The sequence below is a fragment of the Arthrobacter sp. BL-252-APC-1A genome (genome assembly GCF_009696625.1).
GTDB lineage: Bacteria > Actinomycetota > Actinomycetes > Actinomycetales > Micrococcaceae > Arthrobacter_B.
On record NZ_VULS01000003.1, the window covers coordinates 249,399 to 270,349 of the forward strand.

Here is a 20,951-nt window from a genome sequence, read left to right on the forward strand (position 1 = left end):
AGTCAGGACTCCCAGCCGAAACCGAAGCGTTCGGGGCGGAACGGCTCAAGCAGCGGATGACGCCGCCCGGTAAGGATTTCATCGGCCACCAGCTCTCCTCCGATCAGGCCGAGGGTGGCTCCGGAGTGGGTGAACGCCACCCAGCATCCCCGGACGGCCTGCAGCTCACCGAACACGGGTTCGCCGTCGGCGGGCACCGGTTTCAGCCCAGGCTGCCAGCTCTCCACCACAACCTGCGGATTTCCGGCCAGCACCCGCGAGGCCTCCGCGGCCAGCTCCGCCATGACCGCGGGGTCTGCGTCCCAGCTGTGGTTTGGCCGCTGGACAACCCGGTCCAGGTACCAGGTGTGGTCCATCGCCAGCCGCCCGCCCGGATGGGGGCGCAGTGAGATCCGCGGCGTGTTAAGCACAGCGCGCAGGCCGTGCTCCAGGGGAGCACTGATGAGGAGCATCGCCTTGTCTGAGGCATTGGGCAGCTCGACTCCCAGCTGTCCCACCACCGCCGGAGTCCCGGCACCGCAGGCCAGCACAACGGCGTCGGCCGGATATTCCTCGCCGGTCCCGGTGCGAACGCCGCGTGCCGGGGCACCATCGCCTCCCACCACCGTGCACAGTCCGGCGTGTTCAATCAGGACTCCGCCGCCGAGGGTGAACTCTTCTGCCAATCGCCGTACCAGGTGCGGCAGGGACACCCATCCTTCGCCCGGGTTGACCAGGACCCGGTGGGGCAGAACCCCGGGATCGACGCCGGGAACCTCCGCGGGAACATCGTCCCTGTCCAGCATCCGCGCGTCGTAGCCCTGCCTGCTTTGCTCGTTGTGCCGCTCAATGACAGTGAACGGGTCGTCATCCCAGTACAGTCCGCCGTCAAATGCCAGCCAATCCACTCCGGGGTTGCGTGCCAGCAGTGTCCGGTAACGGTCGATGCCGGCCATCCGCAGCCTGAAGTACGGATCGGAGTACCCGCCGCCGGCATTCAGCCAGGACAGGGACCGCCCGGAAGCCCCGCTGCCGACTTCGGTTTCGGTAAGCAGGAGCACTTCCGCTCCGCCGCGCAGCAGCTGCACCGCCGTCGAGAGTCCCAGGACGCCGCCGCCAACCACAGCGACCTGCCTTGTGCCTTCCACCGGTTCCGCCTTTCCTTCGGCATTGCTTGCGGTTTCGAGCCTATCTGCCGGTGCCCGGAGCGGGCAGGCCTACTCCAGCCCGGGGACCAGGATTGCCCGTCCGGTGAGTTTGCCGGCGTCCAGGTCGTGCAGTGCCTGGACGGCATCCAGAAGGTCATAACTGCTGGTGGTGAGGGTGATCTGGCCCAGCGAGTTGAGGGTCATGAGTTCCACGAGGTCCCGGTAGGTGCCCACAAGGTTTCCGACCACGCTGATCTCGCGCGAAATCAGGTCAATGGTCGGCAGCATGACTGTGCCGCCATAGCCGACGGCATAGTAGCTGCCGCGGTTGCGCAGCATTGCCGGCCCCGTGATCTCAGTGCCGTGCTCGCCCACGAAGTCGAATACAACGTGCGCTCCCCCGCAGGTGATGTCCAGGACCGCCAGTACGACGGCGTCTGCCGGGGGCTCCCCGACAGCGCGGGCAGCGGGGTGCAGGTCATTGGGATTCACAGTCGCGTCGGCGCCGAGGTCCTTGGCCAGTGTCAGGGCTGCATCCGAGGTGTCAACGACGGTGATGTGTGCCCCGGTCAGGGCCTTGAGGGACTGCACGCCGATGTGCCCCAGCCCGCCGGCACCGATCACCACTGCCTCGGATCCCGGCGGCAGCAGCGGCACGGCCTTGCGTACCGCGTGGTACGCGGTGAGTCCGGCGTCGGCCAGGGCGGCGACGTCCGCGGGCGCTACGGAGGGTTCCAGCTTCACCACGGCGCGGGCGCTGGTCTTCAGCAGCTCTGCCATGCCGCCGTCGGCGTTCAGGCCCGGAAAGGACGAGGCCTCGCAGTGCGAATCCTCCCCCGCCCGGCAGGGGGCACACAGCCCGCAGGCGATGACCGGGTGCATGATCACCGTGTCACCCGGCGCCACGCTGGTGACCGCGGATCCGGTCTCCAGCACCCAGCCGGCATTTTCATGTCCGAGTATGTATGGAAGTTCGGGCCGCTGGATCGCATCCCACTGCCCCTCGAGCACGTGCAGGTCGGTGCGGCAGACTCCGGCGGCGCCAACCCGGACCAGGACGTCCCACGGTCCGGATATTTCCGGCTCGGGAACATCGTCAATGCGTGCGTCTTCCCCGTAGCGGTGTACCCGTACAGCTTTCATGCCTGCTCCTTTGCATTGGACTGTGGCGGGAATCGTATCCCGCAGTTCCGGGCCGCCAACACCCCTGCCGCCCAGGCGGATCCGGCGGTGGCCTCAGCTGCCAGCCGGGTGCCCGCCGCCGTCGTCCTCCGCAAGCATGTGCGGCGCACCGGTGACCACCAGCCACGCGGGGAGCACGGCCAGGCACAGGACCGCTGACAAAGTTACGTCCCCGGAGACGACGATGGCGATGAACAGTGCCACCCAGCCGTCGCGGGCTACCGCCAGGACCAGGCCGAGTACGGCGGCTGATACTGCCACGCTGGCCGGTACCGCCGGAACCAGTGCCGCGGCAGCCAGGCCGAACGCAACGCCGACAAAGACTGCAGGAAAAATCCGGCCGCCTCGGAATCCGGTGGCCGCGGCCACCACCAGGGCAGCAAGTTTGACGACGGCCAGCAGCAGCAAAACTCCAAAAGACTCTCCCCCGACGGCCAGCAGCTCCTTCGATTCCTCGGCGCCCTTGAACAGGGTGAGCGGGCCGCCGAGCACACCGAGCAGGCCGAGCAGGGCCCCGCCCAGCGTGGTGAACAGGATTGGGCTGCGCAGGCGGTGGGCCCAGCGGTGTGCCCACCGAAAGGCGAATACTCCCAGCAGCCCAAACCCGGCTGCCGCCGCCGCGACGACCATGGCGGTGAGCACATCCCATCCGCTCCGCGCCCCGCCCTGCGGCACGGTGAAGTTCAGAAGCGTTCCGCTCAGCAGGTTCATCATCACGGCGCCCGCCCCGGCCGCAGCCAGCGGGAGGAAGAGCTTGTCAAAGAGTGCCCCTTTGACGGCAATCGATCCAGCCAGGCCGGTGAAGACCAGGGCCGCCGCAACGGGGGTGCCAAACAGCGCCCCTACGGTTCCTGCTACAGCCAGACCGGCCACGAGTTTCCCCGGAACACGGGGAAAGGCCCGGGCCAAAAGAGCAGTTAGGACAGCAGTATTGATGGCAATGACGGGATTCTCCGGGCCCAGGCTCACTCCGCCTGCCAGGCCTACGACGGCGGCGGCTGCCAGACCGGGCACCACACGCAGCGGCAGGGCCTGCCCGCCCAGCTCAGAGGCTGCCGAATCCGGGCCCGCGTGCCCCGGCGCGTACCGGACGATCAGCCCAACTGCCAGCCCGGTGGCCGTCAGCATCCCGAAGATCCACCATCCGCCCTCCGGGTCTGCGCCGACCGCATGCGGGAGGTTCTCCCAGAGCAGGTGCTGAAGCAGCAGGCTGAGCTCATCAAAGGCGAAGAGGATCAGCGCGGAGAGAACTCCAGTCAGGATCGCCGGAACTGAGGCCGCGGCGAGCATCCGGACACGGCTGCCCTCCGGATGGCTCTTAGCTGCGGGCTCGGCCATGGCAGGTCTTCCAGCGATCGGCATACGCCGCGCACGGTTAGGGCGGGGCAGGATTTGAACGCAGATACTGGCTACACGCTACGCCGCTGTGCTGCGGCGCGGACACCGTGCGCGGGCAGTCGACCCCGGCGGAGGCCCTATTCGGGCTCTTCCCATCCAGCTAGGGAAGGTGCGCCGAACCCGTGTGATGGCGGAACTCCCGCAGCGACACTCCGTGGGTCTGCTGAATTACGCGGCGAAGCTGGTACGTAGAGCGGAAACCGGCCTTCGCCGCGACTTCGTCAAAGCTCATTCGGGCCGAACCCCGCATCAACTGCTCAGCCTTGGCACGGCGATGACCATCAATACGCGCGGAAACGGTAGTTCCCGCCTCCGCGTAGGCGCGCTGCAGGCTTCGCAGCGAGACTCCCAACGCATCTGCAACCGTCTGCGGCCCGGTTTCCTGGTCCGTGCAGCGGGACTGGATCATGGCTTCGGCACGCAGGCGGAGGGCACCGGAAACGGACGCCGAATCGGCACGGTATCCTTCCTGCTCCATCAGCATGGCAACCAGCATCTCCTCGACAGCTGCTCCCAGGCTGGCATTGGCCGGGGAAGCGGAATCGAACCGCCGCCGGAGGAGCATCAAGAGGTAGTCCTGGGCACTCCTGGCCAGGGCATCCACCGGCAGCAGCAGGTGCTCGGTTTTCAGTCCCCGGTCCCGTATCCGGTCCTGGGGAACAGCCAGGGAAAGCAGGTCGGCACCGGCCGCTGTCCTCGACCGGCTGACCCCCAGTCCCCGCCGGACGGTGGAGACCTCCCTGGTTAGGAGCATCTGTGCGCCGCGCCCTTCAACTTTCAGGCTTCCGGCGAGCACTGATGTCCAGAAAACGTCGTTCGGCTCCACCAGCGGTGTGCTGGGTTTATCGAAGGGACTCATCGAGATCCGGCGGATGCACACGGCACCAACACGCCGTTCAAGGATTGCGGGCGGCCTGCCGCCGCCGATCCGGAGCGGGTCCATGCCCAGCTCGTCCAGCCAGGTAGCTGCTTCGCTCCCCGCCCGTGCCATCTGTCTCCCCGTTCCTGGGACGAACCAGCATCCCGGCCTGACGGCGAACCTCGTCGTAGTTTCGAGCTTAGTCCAGCCGGACGACAGGGTCATAAAGGAAAGCGACACAGCGCGCGTCCTCTTCGCCGGTCCGTGATTCCGTGGGATAAGCCCGCCACGAGCGGGGTCAGCTTTGAATCTAGGACGACGGTGAAGATCGTGTACGGCAAGATGCCGCTCTCTTCCTCAGGCCCCAGGCCATGCACCTGGCCGCGCCGCGCCACCCGTCCACCCGGATAGACCGGCAAGGCCTCTGCCGGCACTTTTCCGGCTGCCCCGGTCATATCCCCTCCCTAGTCCGCCGGTTCCCTGTTTCCCCCAACCAGGGAACCGGCTTCCAACCCATGCCCCAGGCCTGCCGCGCCGTGCTGCCATCCATTCGGCTCTGCGCTCCGGATTCTGGGTCCGCCACCAAAGGAAAACAACTGTGAAACCACTGCTCCCTGAAGGATCAACCCGCCCAACACCAACCAGACGCCGCACGGGCGCGGTCCTGGCCTCCGCCGGTGTCATGGCGGCCCTGCTCGCCGCTCCCCTGGCTGCCGGGCCCTGGGCCACGGGTGCCTCGGCAGCGGGGACCGGGAACTTCAATCCGTTCGAAGTGAACCAGGGATTCACGCTGTATGTCTCCGGGGACGCCGTTCTGGGCAACGGTGAGATGGAGGGATCCATCGCCGTCGACGGCCGGATTTCGACGGCCAACCAGAACGGCTATCCCGTGGTCCACCAGGTCGCCGGACTGGCGGATTACACCGTGCCGCTCATCGACGGCGTCCCGGTGCGCATTCTCGCTGCGGAGTACACCGGTGCAGGCAGCGTCGACCTCACTAACCGCAGTGCCCAGCCCGGAAGTCCGGAAGCCGGGGCAGGCGTGAAGCTGGTACAGACCGCGAACCTCTCCGGTTCTGCGCGCGGCGGTGGTAACGACGGAAGGGACTTCCTTCGTGTCACCAATACTGACGGCGGCAACCTGGACCTCAAGCCGGTGCCGTTCCAGAGCGGGTACGCAACCGACCTGGGCCTGCTGGCGACGGCTGAACCGTCGGTCGGCGCGTATTTCCCGAACAGGGCTGCGCAGCTGAGCCGAACGAGTCAGTGCCTGGCCTCGATGTACGATCTGGCCAACGGACTCGCCCACACGGTGCCCGTGAAGAACGACAACTCAATGGTGATGCCCGGCCCCTACGCCGCGGACAAACCCAATGTGCTCAATTACAGCGACGTTGCCGGCAAAACGATCAAGGGCGACAACGCCAACGGCTACCGCCCCACCGCTGAGGCTCCCCTGGTGATCAAGGTCCCTGCAGGCACCACGGAGGTTGGCAGGTTGAACTTTGAGGGCTGGTCCTCCGCTGGAGCAGGCCAGGCCCTGGCGCGCTACATCTTCCTGGATCTCTCCGAGGTAACTGGAAACGTGCTGGTTGACGGCCTCGAGATGGGTGCCGTGTATGCACCGACGGCGAGCGTGGCGTTCAACTCGAATGTCACGCACAACGGCCAGTGGCTCACCGGCAGCTTCACCAGTGCCGGGGCCGGGGAACTCCACCACCACACGTTCCTTGGCGAGCTTCCGTGTGCAGCCTCCGCGCCCGTAGTGCCCACGCCGGAGCCCAGCACCACCACCCCCGCAGAACCCACGGCAGAGCCAAGCGAACCGACTGTGGAGCCAAGCGAACCGACGGAGCCGGCGGCAGTGGTTCCCTCGGCTGACCCGTCCGGCGCTCCAGCTGCGGGAGGCACTAATCCGGGTGCTCCCTCGGCGTCAGCGGCGGATGCTTCTTCCGCGCCCGCCTCCGCACCGGGTTCCGTTCTGGCAGCAACCGGATCGGCCGGCGCACTGGCAATTGGCGCCGTCGCTGTCCTGCTCCTGACAGCGGGCCTGGTTCTGTTCTTTGGCGGACGGAAGGGCCGGCACGCCTAGCCCCTGACTGAATAAAAAGGACGACGGCGGCACCCGCGCGGGTGCCGCCGTCGTCGTTTGTTTATGTGTACTTAGTGCTGCGGCTGGCGTGCCGGCAGCAGCGGGGCGAAGAACTCGCCGAGCTCGGCCGTCGCGGTCAGCGGCAGCACGTTCGCAACGTACTGGTCCGGCCGGACCACCACCATCACGCCGTTACGGTCCAGGCCGCGCAGGTCGAAGATGTCGGCCTCCGGGTTAGTGCCGTAGACCTTGTTCAGATCGGTCAGGCGGAACGGGCCAACCTGCGGCTTGAAGACGGACGGTACGGCATTGATATCGATCCCGGTGTGGTCCTGCTGGTAGATCACCTTCACATCGAACCAGGCATCGTCGTCGTCTCCGCCGGCGGGCTGGGCAGCGAGCGGGGATTCCGGTGCGTTCTGCAGCCAGTCGGCAAGCTCGGTCAGCGGCGACGGCGTACCGGCAGGTGCGGCGTCTGCGAAGACGTAGATCCGCCAGCGTCCGTCGGCCTTGGCCTGGTGGCCCAGCTGCAGCGGGTTGGTGTCGCTGACCCGGAGCACCGGAGCAGACTTGAAGCGCTTGCCGATGGTGAAGCCGGCGGCAAGGTCCTGATGAACGGCTTCACCGATCAGCATGGACGGGGCGTACTCGGTCATGAACCCTGCGGGGAACTCCGCTGTGCGGACGTAGAAGTCCTCCAGATCGGAGGGGTTCTCGAACTCCTCCGGCTTCTTGGCCATGAGGGTGGACCATTCCTTATCGAAGTCGATGAGGTTCTTGGCAACCACCTGGCGCTCCGCAGAGTAGGTGGACAGCAGGCTCTCCGGGGCGCGTCCGTCCAGCACGTGGCCGAGCTTCCAGGCGATGTTGAACCCGTCCTGCATGGAAACGTTCATGCCCTGGCCGGCCTTGGCGCTGTGGGTGTGGCAGGCGTCGCCGGTGATGAAAACACGCGGAGTGCGCTTGCCGACCTGCTCCGGCAGGACGTCATCGAACCGGTCGGTGAGGCGGTGGCCCACCTCGTAGACGCTGTGCCAGGCCACGTTCCGGACATCCAGCGTGTAGGGGTGCAGGATGGCGTTGGCCTTGGCGATGATCTCGTCGATGCTGGTCTGACGGACGGCGCCGTTGTCGCCTTCGGGGACTTCGCCCAGGTCCACGTACATGCGGAACAGGTGTCCGCCTTCACGGGGGATGTGCAGGATCGAGCCGCCGTTGGAGGACTGGATGGCGCACTTGGTCCGGATGTCCGGGAAATCGGTGGAGGCCAGGACATCCATGACACCCCAGGCGTGGTTTGCTGCATCGCCTGCCAGGGTGCTGCCGATTGACTGCCGCACCTTGCTTCGTGCGCCGTCGCAGCCCACCACGTACTTGGCCTTGACCGTACGTTCTCTGCCTTCAGCCGGACCTGCCGTGTGGCGGAGGGTCACGGTGACCGGGTACTCGGCGTCGTCGTCGACCTCCAGGTCAACGAATTCATAGCCGTAGTCCGGCTTCATGCGTGCCGGGGAGTTCGCCATGAACCGGGCGAAGTAGTCCAGTACGCGCGCCTGGTTCACGATCAGGTGCGGGAACTCGCTGATGCCGGTGGGATCATCAAGGGCACGGCCGGAGCGCACGATGTTCTGCGGGTTCTCCGGGTCCGGGCGCCAGAAGCACATTTCGGTGATCCGGTAGGCCTCGGCGATGATTTCCTCGGCGAAACCGAACGCCTGGAAGGTCTCCACGCTGCGGGCCTGGATGCCGTCGGCCTGGCCGATGACCAGGCGGCTGTCACGGCGTTCGATAATGCGCGTGGTGATGTTCGGGAACTGGGACAGCTGTGCGGCGGCGAGCATTCCGGCAGGACCGGAACCTACGATCAGGACGTCAACTTCGTCGGGAAGCTCGTCCGGCCGGTCGAGTCCGACGCCGGCCGCCGGCTCAATGCGCGGATCTCCGGAAACGTAGCCGTGGTGGTGGAACTGCACGGTGTCCTCACTTCTCTGTGGAATGGTGCCAGGTATTCGAACTAGATGCTGTTCGATAATCGAACAGGTGGTTCCATAGTCGAATTACGGTCTGTCCAGACACTGTACTGGAGGCATGACGCACGTCACAACACGGCTGCAAATGTGACAGCGGTCGCTAACCCAACGACGTCGCAGTTACCCGCCTGACGTTTTTGGGCGACCCCACACGGGGTTCCGCTCCACATTGGGACATCCCTGCCATTTTGGGCTGGCCCGGCAACACGTTCCGCTCCGGTTTGGGACATCCCTGCCGCTTTGGGACGGCCTGCACCCCCGCTTCCCTGCAGTTTGGGACTCCCCTGCCGTTTTGGGACTTTCCTGCGCGGCGCCGCGGCAGGAATGTCCCGCCGCGGCAGGAATGTCCCGCCGCGGCAGGAATGTCCCGCCGCGGCAGGATTGTCCCGAAACGGAGGAGAATGGCGCCGGTCCCACACGCCACACCGAACCACCCGGCCGCACCCGCGCCACGGGCGCGCCACGGACACGGGCACCGCACCGGAACCCGCGGCCGGCGCAGGCACAGGCACGGGTACGGTCAGAGTCGCGGCCCCGGCACCGGCACCGGGACCGGCACCGGGACCGGGCGCGGCCCCGGATCCGGCCCCGGATCCGGCCCCGGCACCGGACGATCACCCCAACAAGCAAACCCCTACCCGAACACCGGCTCCCCGGCGCGGACGAGCCGCCAGTTCTCTTCAGCAAACAGCGCCGGATCGATCACCTGGTTCGCCACCACGTAGTCGATCAGCAGCTCACGGATCTCGGTCTGCTGGTTCAGCAGTACGGGGGCGTCGGCAATGTGCGGGAAGTTGCCGCCGCCGGACTGGCGGTAATTGTTTGTCGCCACGGCAAAGCGCTGGGCATCATCCAGCGCCGCGCCGTCGAACGCCAGGTTGGTGATCCGCTCCCCCACCGGCTGCGATATGTCGATGTCGTAGGAGATGCCGGAGAACATGTCGTAGTTGTAGTCAGGGGTCCAGTCCGCATTGGTCAGGGTTTCCGGATCAACGGGAGTACCCGGCGCAGTCTGCACGAAGTACTTGGCCGAGTATTCGAGGTAGTCGCGGATCTGCGCACCGGTCATTTCGACGGCATAGAGGGTGTTCGGGAAGACATACAGCCCGGCGATGTCACGGATGGTTACAGGCCCCTCAGGGATCACGGCCGTCCGGCTGAAAGGCGCCGCGACGGATAGCACGGGCAGATCGGCATTCTCGGTTCCTGCCAGCGCGCGCTCCACGGCGTCGGTCTGGACCTCGTTGACGAAGTCGATCACCGCCGTGTCACGGTACCGGGACTCGGCCGCAGGCATGGTTTCGGTCGCCGCGCCCACCGGGGTGTTCACGTAGTCGATCACCCGCTGGTGTGCATCCTTGACCAGCGCGGAGACCACCGGATCCGGCTCCACGGTGTTCGCGTTAAGCAGGGAGGCCGACGCCGATTCAACCTGCCACTTCCCGCGCACCTTGGCCAGTTCAAAGTCCATGACGGACAGCCGCATTCCCCAGTTCAGCGGTTCGGTCAGCAGCACCTGCTCCCCCGTCGCCTTGTTGGTGACGAAACGTTCGGGAATTTCCTGGTGCGCGTGCCCCACGAGGATCGCGTCGATGCCGGGCACTTCCTCGGCCACCTGGGTTGCCGCGTTCTCCAGCGGCAGCTCATCACCGTAGGAGGACGTACGGGAGGTGCCGGAGTGCGCACTGACCACCACGACGTCGGCACCGGCGGCCTTCATCTGCGGCACGTACTTGGCAGCGGTTTCCACCAGGTCCGGGAAGCGCAGCTTTCCTTCCACGTTGCCCTTGTCCCAGATGGCGATGCCGGGGTTGGTCAGGCCCAGGATGCCCACCTTGATGGGCTTGTTGCCCTTCGGCTTGACCGTTTGGATGATGTACGGGGTGAACGCCGGCTCGCCGGTGTTCCAGTCCACCGCGTTCGCGGCGAGCAGTGGGAAGTCCACCTGATCCTCGAACCGGTCCAGCAGTTCGGTGCCATAGTTGAACTCGTGGTTGCCCAGGGCTGCGGCGTCGTAGTCCATGGCGTTCATGGCGGCGGCCATCGGGTGGGTTTCGCCGGTCTCGGTGATGGGTTGCACGTTGGCGAAGTAGTCGGTCAGCGACGTGCCCTGAATGGTGTCCCCGGCGTCGATCAGCAGGGTATTGGACCGTCCGCGGTCTGCACGCACCTGGTTGACGAGCGCCGAAATCTTAGCGAGGCCAACGTCGTTGCCGGCAGCGTCGTCGTACTCCGCGTCCTTGTAGTAGTCCCAGTTTTCGATGTAGCCGTGCAGGTCCGAGGTACCCATAACGGTCAAGTTCGCGGTCTGGTCCTTCCCGGCATGGCCGGGCTTGCCGCCATTCCCGTTTCCGGGGGCGGCTGTGGCGGAGGGCATAAGAATCAGGCTAGCGGCACAGGCTGCCGCCAGGACGGCGGCCGCGCGGGTGGGACGCCGGATGGAATCGGATGGCACGGAAAACCAGCTCCTTGGGGGTGGTGCGGTCAGAACTTACTTAGGCAGCCTTACCCGCTTGGGTACGCCGCCGGAACCCCCGGAAGCCGTTTGGGTGCCCTCAGCCTCCGAGTTTTCCCAGCAGTTCGGCCAGGGTTTGGCGTTCGACGGCGGTGAGCGGCTCAAGCAGCCGGTGTTCGGTGGCAACGTGGTCCGGCAGGGCCCCGTCGATCAGTTTCCTGCCCGCAGCAGTGAGGCTGACCAGCGTTCCGCGCCCGTCATCGTTGTTCCGCGAGCGGGAGACCAGCCCCCTGGCCTCGAGCCGGTTGAGCCGCTGGGCGACGGCGGCAGAGGTCACCATTGACTGCGCGGCGAGGTCCTTGGGGCTGAGCGTGAACGGGGAACCGGCGCGGCGGAGGGTTGCCAGGACGTCGAAGCTCGCGGCGTCGAGGTTGTGTGCGGCAAAGGTGCCGGCAAGTTCGGCGTCCACGCGCCGGGAGGTGCGGCTGAGCCGGCCAAGAACCGCCATCGGCGAGACATCCAGGTCCGGACGTTCAGCGGCCCACTGGGCCAGGACAGCTTCCACGTGGTCAGTCATGCCCACAGTCTAGACATTGCTAAGCGCTTAAGTAATTATTGCTAAGTGCTTAGCAAATTGAACCTGCTCATCGTGACCGGACTCGCGCCGGCTATCTGGGGAACGACGTACCTCGCCACCTCCGAACTCCTTCCCCCGGACCGCCCGCTGCTCGCAGCCGTGCTTCGGTCCCTGCCCGCAGGTCTGCTGCTCCTGATCCTGCTGCGACGGCTGCCGCAGGGTGCCTGGTGGTGGAAGTCCGCAGTGCTCGGCGTGCTGAACTTCGGCATCTTTCTCGCTCTGCTGTTCATGGCGGCCTACCGGCTGCCCGGCGGTGTGGCCGCCATGGTCGGCGCCGTTCAGCCGCTGATCGTCGCGTCCCTGGCCGCGGGACTGCTTGGTGAACGCCTGACGCCGGTAAAGCTGGCCGCTGGAGTGGGCGGCGTCGTCGGTGTGGGACTGCTGGTCCTGCAGGCCGGGGCACGGCTGGACGCCCTTGGAGTGCTGGCCGCGTTGGGCGGCGCATTCTCCATGGCCACGGGGATTGTGCTGACCAAGCGCTGGCGTCCGCCGGTTGGTCCGCTGGTCTCGACTGGATGGCAGCTCGTGGCTGGCGGGACCTTCCTGGTGCCGGTGATGCTCGCCGTCGAAGGTTTCAGGCTGCCGGCGTTTACGGCGGTAAACCTGGGCGGGTACCTCTACCTGGCCGTGGCTGGAACGGTGGCGGCGTATTGGCTGTGGTTCCGCGGCATCGCCAGGCTGCAGGCTTCCGAAGTGAGTTTCCTGTCCCTGCTCAGTCCCGTGGTCGCGGCTGTTGCCGGAGCGGCGGTGCTGGGGGAATCCTTCACCGCAGGTCAGCTGGCAGGCCTGGGCCTGATCCTCGTCGCGCTCATAGCGGTGAACGTCGCCGGGCGCCGCCCCGGAGACTCCCGGTTGGCCGGTCCACGGCTGCCGCGAGCTATTCGGTCCGCCAGCTCGCCTCGAGCGGCCGCGTCAGGCCAAAGGTCTCCTCGACCAGCACCCGCTGTCCCGGCAGCGCTGCGGCAGGAACATCCATACACACCTCGTACTGTGCTGCGCCGCCGTTCTCGAGGGTAGGAACCGAGGTCCCTTCGAGATCCAGGACAGCACTGCAGGTGGATTCGTCGTACTGCCGGCTGTCTGATCCGACGAAGTTTGCTGTCAGGTCCAGCCATGGGTCGCCTTCTTCGTTGCCGTTGTAGACGACGTCGAGCGTCACCAGGACGTACTGGCCGTCTGGCGGTTGATTCAGTTCGCTGAACCCAAGGATCGCGGCCGTGGCATCCAGCTGCACGCTAGAAACCGTCACCGTGTACTCGCCGACTTCAGCTGCTGTGCCAATCGGCAGCAGTTCCGCGGCCGTAGCGGTAGCGGACGCAGATCCCGTGCCTGTCGAAGGGGTCGACGTCGCCGGATTGGTTCCGCTGGCAGACGGCGAGGCGCTCTCTACGGAATCGCTGATGGACGTGATCACGGCCGAGAGGAAGGCGGCCACGACGATTGCCGCAATGAGCGCGACGCCGGAAACCACGGTGCCTGCAATGGCCAGGCCCTTCGCTGATGTCCGGCGACGGACCGCAATCACCAGTGCCGCGATTGCCAGGCCCAGCCCCACCAGCGCCAGCACCAGCCCTACAACCGGGACCCAGCAGAGGACCAGCGCAACAATGCCTACGATCAGGCCGCCAAGTGCCAGTCCCCTGCCCTGGTTGTCCTGCATGGGCGGCGGATAGGGTCCCGGACCGTAGCCGTACATCGGATCGTTCGGTTGTGTGCCCATGACTCGCCTCGCTGAGGTTGGGACACCGCCGCTAAAAGGACCTGGACTCGTGCCCTTCCCAGCCTGCGGGGTCGATGATTCCGGGTCTAATCACCGTAAAAGGGGCCCAACGCCACTGCAATGGCCCGTCCCGAAAAGTCTTTGCTGATGCCGGATCAGGGAGTTGACTATGGAGTCGGGCTGCTCGAGGTGGCCGCCGAACCGGTTGCTGCACCGCTGGTTCCGGTCCCGCCGGTGCCGGTTCCGCCGGTGCCCGGGGCAGATGGGGACACCGACGGCGTCGTTCCGTCTGTTGTGGCCGGGCTGGTCACCGTAACGGCCGGCGCCGGGGTCCGCCGGGTGGAGTCATCATCGACTGCGCTGAAAAGTGCCGACCACAGGAAGGTGCTGGCGACGCAGAGCAGGAACGCGATCCCCGAGACGATGACCGCTGCAATCGACAGGCCCTTGGCGGAACTCTGGTTGCGCAGCGCGATCACCAGGCCCGCGATGGACAGGCCCAGGCCAATGATCGCCAGCACCAGTGCCAGGAAGTTGATGACCGGAATCCAGAACAGCCCAAGTGCGATGATTCCCAGGATCAGGCCGGCGAGCGCCATGCCCCAGCCCTGGTTGGATCGCCGACCCCCTGGGTAGCCCTGGTTGTAGTTGTACATCGGGTCGTTCGGCTGGATTCCCATGGTTGCCTCGCGGGTCCGGACACCGCAGGCACTGCCCGCAGGGTCAATGAGTTCCGGGTTCTTCCACGGTAGGAGCGGCAGTCGCACCCCGGCAAGGACCTTTCCCGGATGACGGTGCCGGGAGGCCATACCCGCACAGGTCAGGAACGGACTTTCTCCTAGCGCGCCACCTCAGGCGGAGCCGGAGTGGACCCGGCCGGCCGCCCGGGGTGGTCGTCGAGGAGCAGCTGTTCCACCTGCTCCCGCATGAGCTCTTCCACGCCTGCGGGCTGCGCCTGCTGGGAACTAGCCGGCGCCCGGAGGGATGAAGTTCCAGCCAGTCCATCCCGCGCAGTCAGCGCGATCAGCCGGAAGAGCTCCCGGTCCTCCTTCGTGGCCAGAGATGAGGTCTTCAGGTCATTCAGCACCGCGAGCCCGGCCAGTGAGCGCCGCGGGTTCGCACTCAGCGAGGCCTCAAGCGCCCACTGCGCCCGGACCCACCACTGCGCACGGCGGTCAGCCTCGAGTTTCTGCCGGTACGCGAAATAGGCAATCAGTGCTGTTGTCAGGATCCCCAGGGGCCCCAGCACAGGAATCCAGATAATCGCCCACCCGGCCGCTGTATCCCAAAACTCTCCCCATCCCATGCCCGGAGCCTAGCGGCAACCGCCGGCTCCGGGGAGAGGCGGAGCCCGTTGCACCGGATGGTACCGGACCCCGGACCCGGCCGGACCGGTAGATTATGGACACCACCAACCAAGGAGTTTGCTCGATGCCCCGCCCCCGTTCGCTGCTGCTCTCGGTAGAGGCAATTGTCAGCACCGCCTTGGACCTCATTGATGAAAGCGGCAACTTCAGCTTTCCCCGCATCGCCAAGCGGCTGGAGGTCAGCCAGTCCTCGCTCTACAACCACATCCAGAACCGCGAACACATCATCGAGCTGATCCGCGCCCAGGTTTTCGCCGAGCGGCTGCAGGTGCCCGTGGAGGACCTGCCGTGGGATGAGGCACTCCGCGCCGTCATCCGCGCCTACCGGGCGTCTGGCCCGCCCTCGCGAACGCCGCCACCGACGAAGACCGGGATTCCTGGCTCGATTCCGCCTTCGCGCACTACGCTGCCGCCGGCGTCACCGGCGCCGTGGACATGGCGGTGCAGGACGACGACGTCGCCGCGTTCCAGCGTGCCCTCGCCCGCCGCCATGGCAGGCTCCCGCTGCGGGTGAAGGGACACTGGCTGATCCACCGCACCGACAGCCCTGAGGAGAACCTGGCCCAGGTGGAGCGGGCCCTGGAAATCTCCCGTCAGCTCACCGCGAGCCCGGCCGCGGAGTGGCTGCAGCTGTGCGGAATCAAGATCATTGTGGACGGCGTGATCGACAGCTGCACCGCCGCCATGAAGGAACCGTATGCGGACGGCAGCAGCGCCGGACCCATCTGGGACCGGCAATCACTGCTGCCCGTAGTGGCTGCCGCGGATGCCGCGGGCCTGCAGGTGGCCCTGCATGCAATCGGCGACGAAGCCTCGGACATCGCCCTCGATGCGCTGGAGAATGCCGTCCGCACGAACGGTCCGCGGGACCGCCGGCACCGGATCGAACACCTGGAAACCGTCACCGAAGCCAACGTGCAGCGGCTGGCGGACCTCGGCGTCGTTCCCTCCGTCCAGCCCGTGCACGCGGACCCGGCCATCCAGGCAAACTGGCAGGCGGTGCTCGGCGACTCCCGGGTGGACCGCGCCTATCCGTGGACGGAGTTCACCGCTGCCGGAGCCACCCTGGCGATCAGCACTGACGCGCCGACAGCCCCGTACCAGGCGCTGCCCAACCTCTATGTCGCGGCCACCCGGAAATCGGCGCTGGAACCCGGCCTGCCGGCCAACCTCCCGCAGTATGCCCTGGACCTGGGCGAGGCGCTGTGCCACGCCACCCGGGACGCCGCATTCTCCTGCCGCGCCGAGGCGAGCCAGGGCCGGATCGCCCCCGGCTACTGCGCCGATTTCACCGTCCTGGCAACCGACCCGCTCACCGCACCGGCAGAGAACCTGCTGGTCAACGCCGTGTTACTGACCGTTACCGGCGGCGAGACAGTGTTCGACGCCGCTGCCGCTACCCTGAGCTAAACGACCCCGAAGGAACCTCCCGCAATGTCTTCGAGCAACACCTCCATGCCCGCCGAATGGGCACCGCACGAACGCACCTGGATGGCATTTCCCCCGCCGAATGACACCTTCGGCGAACCGGGCAGCGGCACACTGGACAGGGCACGCACCGCCTGGTCCGCCGTCGCCCGCACCATTGCCCGCTACGAACCGGTCAGTGTCCTGGCCGATCCCGCGGACCTCGACGCGGCCCGCGAATCCCTCGGCGACGGGATCAAAGTTGTGGCCGCCGAACTGGACGACGCCTGGCTGCGGGATTCCGGCCCCACCTTTGTACACACGGCGGACGGCAGCATTGCCGCCGTGGACTGGATCTTCAACGGCTGGGGCGCACAGGACTGGGCGGCCTGGGACAAGGACTCGCAGCTGGGCCGGTTCGTGGCCGGACAGGCCGGAGCGCCGGTGCACGCCAGCACCCTGGTCAACGAGGGAGGCGGATTCCACACCGACGGCGAAGGCACCGTGCTCCTCACCGAAACGGTGCAGCTGGATCCGGGGCGGAACCCCGGGGCCACCCGCGAATCCGTCGAAGCCGAAGTCCATGCCCGACTCGGCACGTCGAAGGCGATCTGGCTGCCGCGCGGCCTCACCCGGGACTACGACGAATTTGGCACCCGCGGCCACGTGGACATCGTGGCGTGCTTCTCCTCCCCCGGCACCGTCCTGCTGCACCGGCAGGATGACCCGGCGCATCCGGACCACGAGGTCATGCAGGAAATCCGCGCGGTACTGGAAGAAGCAACGGACGCCCGCGGGCGGAAGCTGGAGCTCATCGACGTGCCCGCCCCCACCGTGATCGACGCGGGCGACGGCTTCGTGGACTACTCCTACATCAACCACTACGTCGCCAACAACGTGGTGGTGCTGTGTGCCTTCGACGACCCGAACGACGCCGCTGCCGCTGAGATCCTGGGCCGCGCCTACCCGGGGCGGACAATCGAACTGGTCGATGCCCGGGACATCTTCGAGTTCGGCGGCGGCATCCACTGCATCACCCAGCAGCAGCCCGCTGCGCTGGGTGCCGGCCGCGAGGCAGGCGCCTGATGTTCGACGTCGTTGAGGCCGGTATTGCCGAACTGCGGGAGGCGCTGGAGTCCGGGAAGACCACCAGCGAAGAGCTGGTGCTCGCGTATCTGGCCCGCATCGAGGCCTACGACCAGTCCGGCCCGCAGCTGAACGCGGTCGTTGTCCGGAATCCGGAGGCGCTGGCCGAGGCGCGAGCCTCCGACGCCCGGCGCGCCCGCGGGGAGTCCCTCGGCCCGCTGGACGGCATCCCCTACACGGCGAAGAACAGCTTCAAGGTCCGCGGGCTCACCGTGGCCGCGGGCTCCCCTGCCTTCGCTGACCTGGTGGCGCAGGAGGATGCGTTCACCATTTCCCGGCTGCGGAACGCCGGTGCGGTGCTGATCGGTCTGACGAATATGCCCCCGATGGCCAACGGCGGCATGCAGCGCGGCCTCTACGGCCGCGCGGAGAGCCCGTACAGCGCTGACTTTCTGACCTCTGCCTTCGCCTCCGGATCCTCCAATGGATCCGGAACGGCCACGGCAGCCAGCTTCGCGGCGTTCGGACTGGGCGAGGAGTCGTGGTCATCCGGCCGCGCTCCGGCGTCGTGCAATGCTCTCTGCGCGTACACCCCCTCCCGCGGGGTGATCTCGATCCGCGGGAACTGGCCGCTGGTTCCCACCATGGATGTGGTGGTCCCTCACACCCGGACCATGGCGGACCTGCTGGAGGTCCTGGACGTGATCGTCGCGGACGACGCCGAAACCCGGGGAGATTTCTGGCGCGCCCAGCCCTGGGTGGAGATTCCGCCCTCCTCGTCGGTGCGTCCGCCGTCGTACGCTGACCTGGCTGTCCCTGCGCCTGATGCTGCGCGCGGGGTGCTGGCCGGAAAGCGCTTCGGTGTGCCGAAGATGTACATCAACGCCGATCCCGACGCCGGCACAGCGGACTCCCCGGGCATCGGCGGGCCGACCGGGCAGCGCATTGAAACCCGGGAATCGGTGGTTGAACTGTGGCGGGCCGCCCGCCGGGATCTGGAAGCTGCCGGCGCCGAGGTGGTGGAGGTCGACTTCCCCGTGGTCTCCAACTACGAAGGCGACCGGCCCGGCGCTCCGACCATCGCCACCCGCGGGCTGGTAAGCCCTGAGTTCCTGCACCGCGAGATAGTGGACCTTTCTGCCTGGGCGTGGGATGACTTCCTCGCGGCCAACGGCGACCCGAACCTGAATACGCTGGCGGACGTGGACGGCGACGCAATCTTCCCGCACCCGGAGGGTGCCCTGCCGGATCAGTACACCGGGTTCGACGACGACATCGCCAACTACCCGGACCATGTGCGGAACCATCCGGTGGAATCCTTCACCGGGATTCCGCACCTCGCCGAGGGCCTGCGCGGGCTGGAGGAAACCCGTCGCGTTGATCTGGAGGTGTGGATGGATTCGCTTGGACTGGATGCCGTGGTATTTCCTGCAGTGGCTGACGTGGGTCCGGCGGATGCGGATGTAAACCCGGAGTCGGCCGCGCTTGCCTGGCGGAACGGTGTTTGGGTGGCCAACGGCAACCTGGTTCCGAGGCATCTCGGGATTCCGACTGTCACGGTGCCCATGGGCACCATGGCGGATACCGGCATGCCCGTGGGGGTGACCTTTGCCGGCCGGGGCTGGGATGACAATGCGCTGCTCAGGTTTGGTGCTGCGTTTGAGGCGAGCGGTTCCCGCCGGACCGAGCCGCCCCGGACTCCGCGGCTGTAGGGACTCCGCGGCTGTAGGACTGCCCCCGGAATTCCCTCCCCCTAAGACCCCGCCGGAACGAACCCCAGCTGCTTGTCCACCACGTTTACCAACGGTCTGCCCGCGATGTAGGCCCGCAGGTTGGCTTCAAACTGTTCCGCCATGGCAGGCAGGTGCGTGCGGGAATCACCGGAGAGATGCGGAGTGATCAGCACGTTGTCCAGGCCCCAGAGCGGATCCGACCCGGGCAGCGGCTCCGGATCCGTAACGTCCAGGACCGCACCGCCAATTGTGCCTGCAGCCAGAGCTGACTGCAGGGCGTACTGGTCCACCAGTTCGCCGCGGCCCATGTTCACCACCACTGCACTCGGGCGCATGGTTGAGAGTACATCCAGGTTCAGCATGCCCCGGGTGGTGTCGGTGAGCGGCGCGGCCAGCACCACGTAGTCGTAGTCACCGGCAACCGCTGCGAAGTCCCGGCTGGCGAACACGGCACCAAAGTCTGCATCGCCGTCGCGCTCTGTACGCCCCATCCCGTCAACCTCAATTCCGACGGCGCGCAGCAGCCGCGCGGTGCTCCGCCCTATGCTTCCGGTACCGGCCACCAGCGCCCGGCTCCCGCCCAGGTTGGAAGTAGGAAAATGCTTCCAGCGGCGTTCGCGCTGGTTGCGCCCGGCCTGCGGGAAGTTCTTGGCGAAATAGAGGATTCCGGCCAGCGCGTATTCTGCCATGGCAGCGTCGAAGATCCCGCGGGCGTTGGTAACGGTGACCTCAGAAGCAGCCAGCTCGGGGAACAGCAGCTTGTCCACGCCGGCGGCGGGAAGATGGACCCATTTCAGGGAATCGGCCCACTCCCAGCCTTGGCGGAGGCCGTCGGCGAAGTAGTTCCACAGGTACACAATCTCAGTGCCGGGCAGCGCTTCGGCGAGCTCCGTGGCATCGTCAGCCAGGCGCACCTCGGCCAGCTCTTCGAGGCGTTCCAGTCCCGTGACAGAGCGGTTGCCGGTGAGGATTGTCAGCACAGGTTTAGCCATGCGCTCAGGCTAGGCGATGCAGGCGGTCGAACGCGCATAGGTTACGACGCCGGACGGGCCGCCGACGCCTGCAGTCCCGACTTGGCCCGGATACAGCAAAAGCCAGCGAATATGCTTCGCTGGCTTTTACCCGCAATCTCCACTGACACCCCCACGGGCAGTGGATCCTGCTTGATCGCCGGAACACCAGGTCCTGGCAGTGGCTGGGAAACGCGGACGGGGTGCGCAGCCCTCGGGACACGTAGCGTCCCTCAGGCCGAAGCCGCAGACGTGGTCCCCCAACCACATAATGTCCTCAGCTTCGCCGTTGGGGCGGGCACTTCCCCGTCCGCCATTCCATAGCATCACTCGTGTTTCACACATGTGTGAGACATGAGTGAAACCATAGCAGTGCTTAGTAGATGGGTCAAAGATTTCCGGGGTGGGAAAGGCTAGTCGTCTTCGTCCAGGATTTTGGCGATCGCCCGCAGCGCTTCCGGGTCCACAGGCCCAAGGGCGCGCGCAGCAAAGTTGCGCACTTCCGCGCGGCGCATGCTGCGGATGAGTTCAAGCTCGGCTTCCACGCGTTCGGGCAGCTTGCCTCCGTCCTGAATCAGGTACTCCGGGTCGACGTCGAAAACAGCGGCAATCGCACGCAGGGCTTCGTCGGGAACAACCTGCTCCTTGCCGGATTTCAGCAGCGACCAACGGGTGCGGGAAAGGTAATAGCCCGCCTTTTGCGCGCCGTCGCGGATGGCCGGGTAATCGAAGGGCTTGCCCGAATCGGACATGATCACGTCGAGCAGGAGATTGATCTTCCGGGCCAGGATTTCAGCTCGCCGGACGGCCGCCTGGCGGTCCGGGGGAAGATCGAGTTCGTTCACGAA

The 20,951-nt window shown here is 66.6% G+C and carries 16 protein-coding genes and 1 pseudogene; 6 read left to right on the forward strand and 11 right to left on the reverse strand.

The features are described from left to right. Positions 1-2 precede the first annotated feature (2 nt). The 4 genes from FYJ28_RS06360 to FYJ28_RS06375 form a co-directional block, all read right to left on the reverse strand. The gene (locus FYJ28_RS06360; RefSeq protein WP_326831551.1) at positions 3-1,127 is read right to left on the reverse strand and encodes an NAD(P)/FAD-dependent oxidoreductase; all 1,125 of its coding nucleotides are present in this window, start codon (positions 1,125-1,127) and stop codon (positions 3-5) included. A 69-nt stretch (positions 1,128-1,196) separates the two neighbouring features. Further along, positions 1,197-2,270 (reverse strand): NAD(P)-dependent alcohol dehydrogenase, encoded by a 1,074-nt coding sequence (locus FYJ28_RS06365; RefSeq protein ID WP_154578670.1) that lies wholly within the window; start codon positions 2,268-2,270, stop codon positions 1,197-1,199. A gap of 93 nt (positions 2,271-2,363) precedes the next feature. Continuing rightward, positions 2,364-3,647 (reverse strand): ion channel protein, encoded by a 1,284-nt coding sequence (locus FYJ28_RS06370; RefSeq protein WP_229780294.1) that lies wholly within the window; start codon positions 3,645-3,647, stop codon positions 2,364-2,366. 160 nt (positions 3,648-3,807) lie between these two features. Continuing rightward, positions 3,808-4,698 (reverse strand): helix-turn-helix transcriptional regulator, encoded by an 891-nt coding sequence (locus FYJ28_RS06375; RefSeq protein WP_195840612.1) that lies wholly within the window; start codon positions 4,696-4,698, stop codon positions 3,808-3,810. Positions 4,699-5,164: 466 nt separating this feature from the next. Between FYJ28_RS06375 and FYJ28_RS06380 the strand changes: the two genes are divergently transcribed. Continuing rightward, complete coding sequence (locus FYJ28_RS06380) at positions 5,165-6,658, forward strand: collagen-binding domain-containing protein (protein ID WP_154578672.1); 1,494 nt, start codon at positions 5,165-5,167, stop codon at positions 6,656-6,658. Positions 6,659-6,729: 71 nt separating this feature from the next. On the opposite strand, the gene FYJ28_RS06385 is transcribed toward FYJ28_RS06380, so the two are convergent. The 3 genes from FYJ28_RS06385 to FYJ28_RS06400 form a co-directional block, all read right to left on the reverse strand. Continuing rightward, positions 6,730-8,631 carry an FAD-binding monooxygenase gene (locus tag FYJ28_RS06385; protein ID WP_326831552.1) on the reverse strand — a complete coding sequence of 634 codons (1,902 nt, stop codon included), beginning with the start codon at positions 8,629-8,631 and terminating at the stop codon, positions 6,730-6,732. A gap of 691 nt (positions 8,632-9,322) precedes the next feature. After that, positions 9,323-11,143 carry a bifunctional metallophosphatase/5'-nucleotidase gene (locus FYJ28_RS06395; protein WP_326831553.1) on the reverse strand — a complete coding sequence of 607 codons (1,821 nt, stop codon included), beginning with the start codon at positions 11,141-11,143 and terminating at the stop codon, positions 9,323-9,325. A 100-nt stretch (positions 11,144-11,243) separates the two neighbouring features. Beyond that, positions 11,244-11,720 carry a MarR family winged helix-turn-helix transcriptional regulator gene (locus tag FYJ28_RS06400; RefSeq protein ID WP_055240116.1) on the reverse strand — a complete coding sequence of 159 codons (477 nt, stop codon included), beginning with the start codon at positions 11,718-11,720 and terminating at the stop codon, positions 11,244-11,246. Positions 11,721-11,765: 45 nt separating this feature from the next. Here FYJ28_RS06400 and FYJ28_RS06405 point away from each other — a divergent pair, with 45 nt between their 5' ends. Then, positions 11,766-12,797, forward strand: a complete 1,032-nt coding sequence (locus tag FYJ28_RS06405; protein ID WP_326831554.1) for an EamA family transporter — start codon at positions 11,766-11,768, stop codon at positions 12,795-12,797. Between the two features lie 870 nt (positions 12,798-13,667). Here the strand turns inward: FYJ28_RS06405 and FYJ28_RS06410 are convergent. Beyond that, positions 13,668-14,309 carry a hypothetical protein gene (locus FYJ28_RS06410; protein ID WP_154578674.1) on the reverse strand — a complete coding sequence of 214 codons (642 nt, stop codon included), beginning with the start codon at positions 14,307-14,309 and terminating at the stop codon, positions 13,668-13,670. A 29-nt stretch (positions 14,310-14,338) separates the two neighbouring features. Then, positions 14,339-14,806 (reverse strand): hypothetical protein, encoded by a 468-nt coding sequence (locus FYJ28_RS06415; RefSeq protein WP_154578675.1) that lies wholly within the window; start codon positions 14,804-14,806, stop codon positions 14,339-14,341. Between the two features lie 125 nt (positions 14,807-14,931). Here FYJ28_RS06415 and FYJ28_RS17295 point away from each other — a divergent pair, with 125 nt between their 5' ends. The 4 genes and pseudogenes from FYJ28_RS17295 (at position 14,932) to FYJ28_RS06430 (ending at position 19,072) form a co-directional block, all read left to right on the forward strand. Then, positions 14,932-15,381: a TetR/AcrR family transcriptional regulator gene (locus FYJ28_RS17295; protein WP_229780296.1), complete on the forward strand. Its 450-nt coding sequence runs from the start codon at positions 14,932-14,934 to the stop codon at positions 15,379-15,381. Further along, a pseudogene (locus FYJ28_RS06420) lies at positions 15,279-16,277 on the forward strand (amidohydrolase); the annotation flags it as partial. The gene FYJ28_RS17295 and the pseudogene FYJ28_RS06420, both read left to right, overlap by 103 nt. 24 nt (positions 16,278-16,301) lie before the next feature. After that, positions 16,302-17,360 carry an agmatine deiminase family protein gene (locus FYJ28_RS06425; RefSeq protein WP_229780297.1) on the forward strand — a complete coding sequence of 353 codons (1,059 nt, stop codon included), beginning with the start codon at positions 16,302-16,304 and terminating at the stop codon, positions 17,358-17,360. Then, a complete protein-coding gene (locus tag FYJ28_RS06430; RefSeq protein WP_195840613.1) occupies positions 17,360-19,072 on the forward strand; it encodes an amidase in 1,713 nt (570 codons plus the stop codon). The genes FYJ28_RS06425 and FYJ28_RS06430 overlap by 1 nt, the downstream gene beginning before the upstream one ends. A gap of 41 nt (positions 19,073-19,113) precedes the next feature. Here the strand turns inward: FYJ28_RS06430 and FYJ28_RS06435 are convergent, their stop codons facing one another. Both FYJ28_RS06435 and FYJ28_RS17300 read right to left on the reverse strand, forming a co-directional pair. Continuing rightward, positions 19,114-20,085 carry a D-2-hydroxyacid dehydrogenase gene (locus tag FYJ28_RS06435; RefSeq protein ID WP_154578677.1) on the reverse strand — a complete coding sequence of 324 codons (972 nt, stop codon included), beginning with the start codon at positions 20,083-20,085 and terminating at the stop codon, positions 19,114-19,116. A gap of 431 nt (positions 20,086-20,516) precedes the next feature. Then, entirely contained in the window at positions 20,517-20,948 is a 432-nt protein-coding gene (locus FYJ28_RS17300) for a hypothetical protein (protein WP_055240053.1), read from the reverse strand. Positions 20,949-20,951 lie beyond the last annotated feature (3 nt).

Bases quoted from the DNA above. Each gene is read 5' to 3' on its own strand.
- FYJ28_RS06365 (WP_154578670.1), bottom strand. From the start codon at position 2,270: ATGAAAGCTGTACGGGTACACCGCTACGGGGAAGACGCACGCATTGAC.
- FYJ28_RS06370 (WP_229780294.1), bottom strand. From the start codon at position 3,647: ATGGCCGAGCCCGCAGCTAAGAGCCATCCGGAGGGCAGCCGTGTCCGG.
- FYJ28_RS06375 (WP_195840612.1), bottom strand. From the start codon at position 4,698: ATGGCACGGGCGGGGAGCGAAGCAGCTACCTGGCTGGACGAGCTGGGC.
- FYJ28_RS06400 (WP_055240116.1), bottom strand. From the start codon at position 11,720: ATGACTGACCACGTGGAAGCTGTCCTGGCCCAGTGGGCCGCTGAACGT.
- FYJ28_RS06410 (WP_154578674.1), bottom strand. From the start codon at position 14,309: ATGGCCTCCCGGCACCGTCATCCGGGAAAGGTCCTTGCCGGGGTGCGA.
- FYJ28_RS06415 (WP_154578675.1), bottom strand. From the start codon at position 14,806: ATGGGATGGGGAGAGTTTTGGGATACAGCGGCCGGGTGGGCGATTATC.
- FYJ28_RS17295 (WP_229780296.1), top strand. From the start codon at position 14,932: ATGCCCCGCCCCCGTTCGCTGCTGCTCTCGGTAGAGGCAATTGTCAGC.
- FYJ28_RS06425 (WP_229780297.1), top strand. From the start codon at position 16,302: ATGTCTTCGAGCAACACCTCCATGCCCGCCGAATGGGCACCGCACGAA.
- FYJ28_RS06430 (WP_195840613.1), top strand. From the start codon at position 17,360: ATGTTCGACGTCGTTGAGGCCGGTATTGCCGAACTGCGGGAGGCGCTG.
- FYJ28_RS06435 (WP_154578677.1), bottom strand. From the start codon at position 20,085: ATGGCTAAACCTGTGCTGACAATCCTCACCGGCAACCGCTCTGTCACG.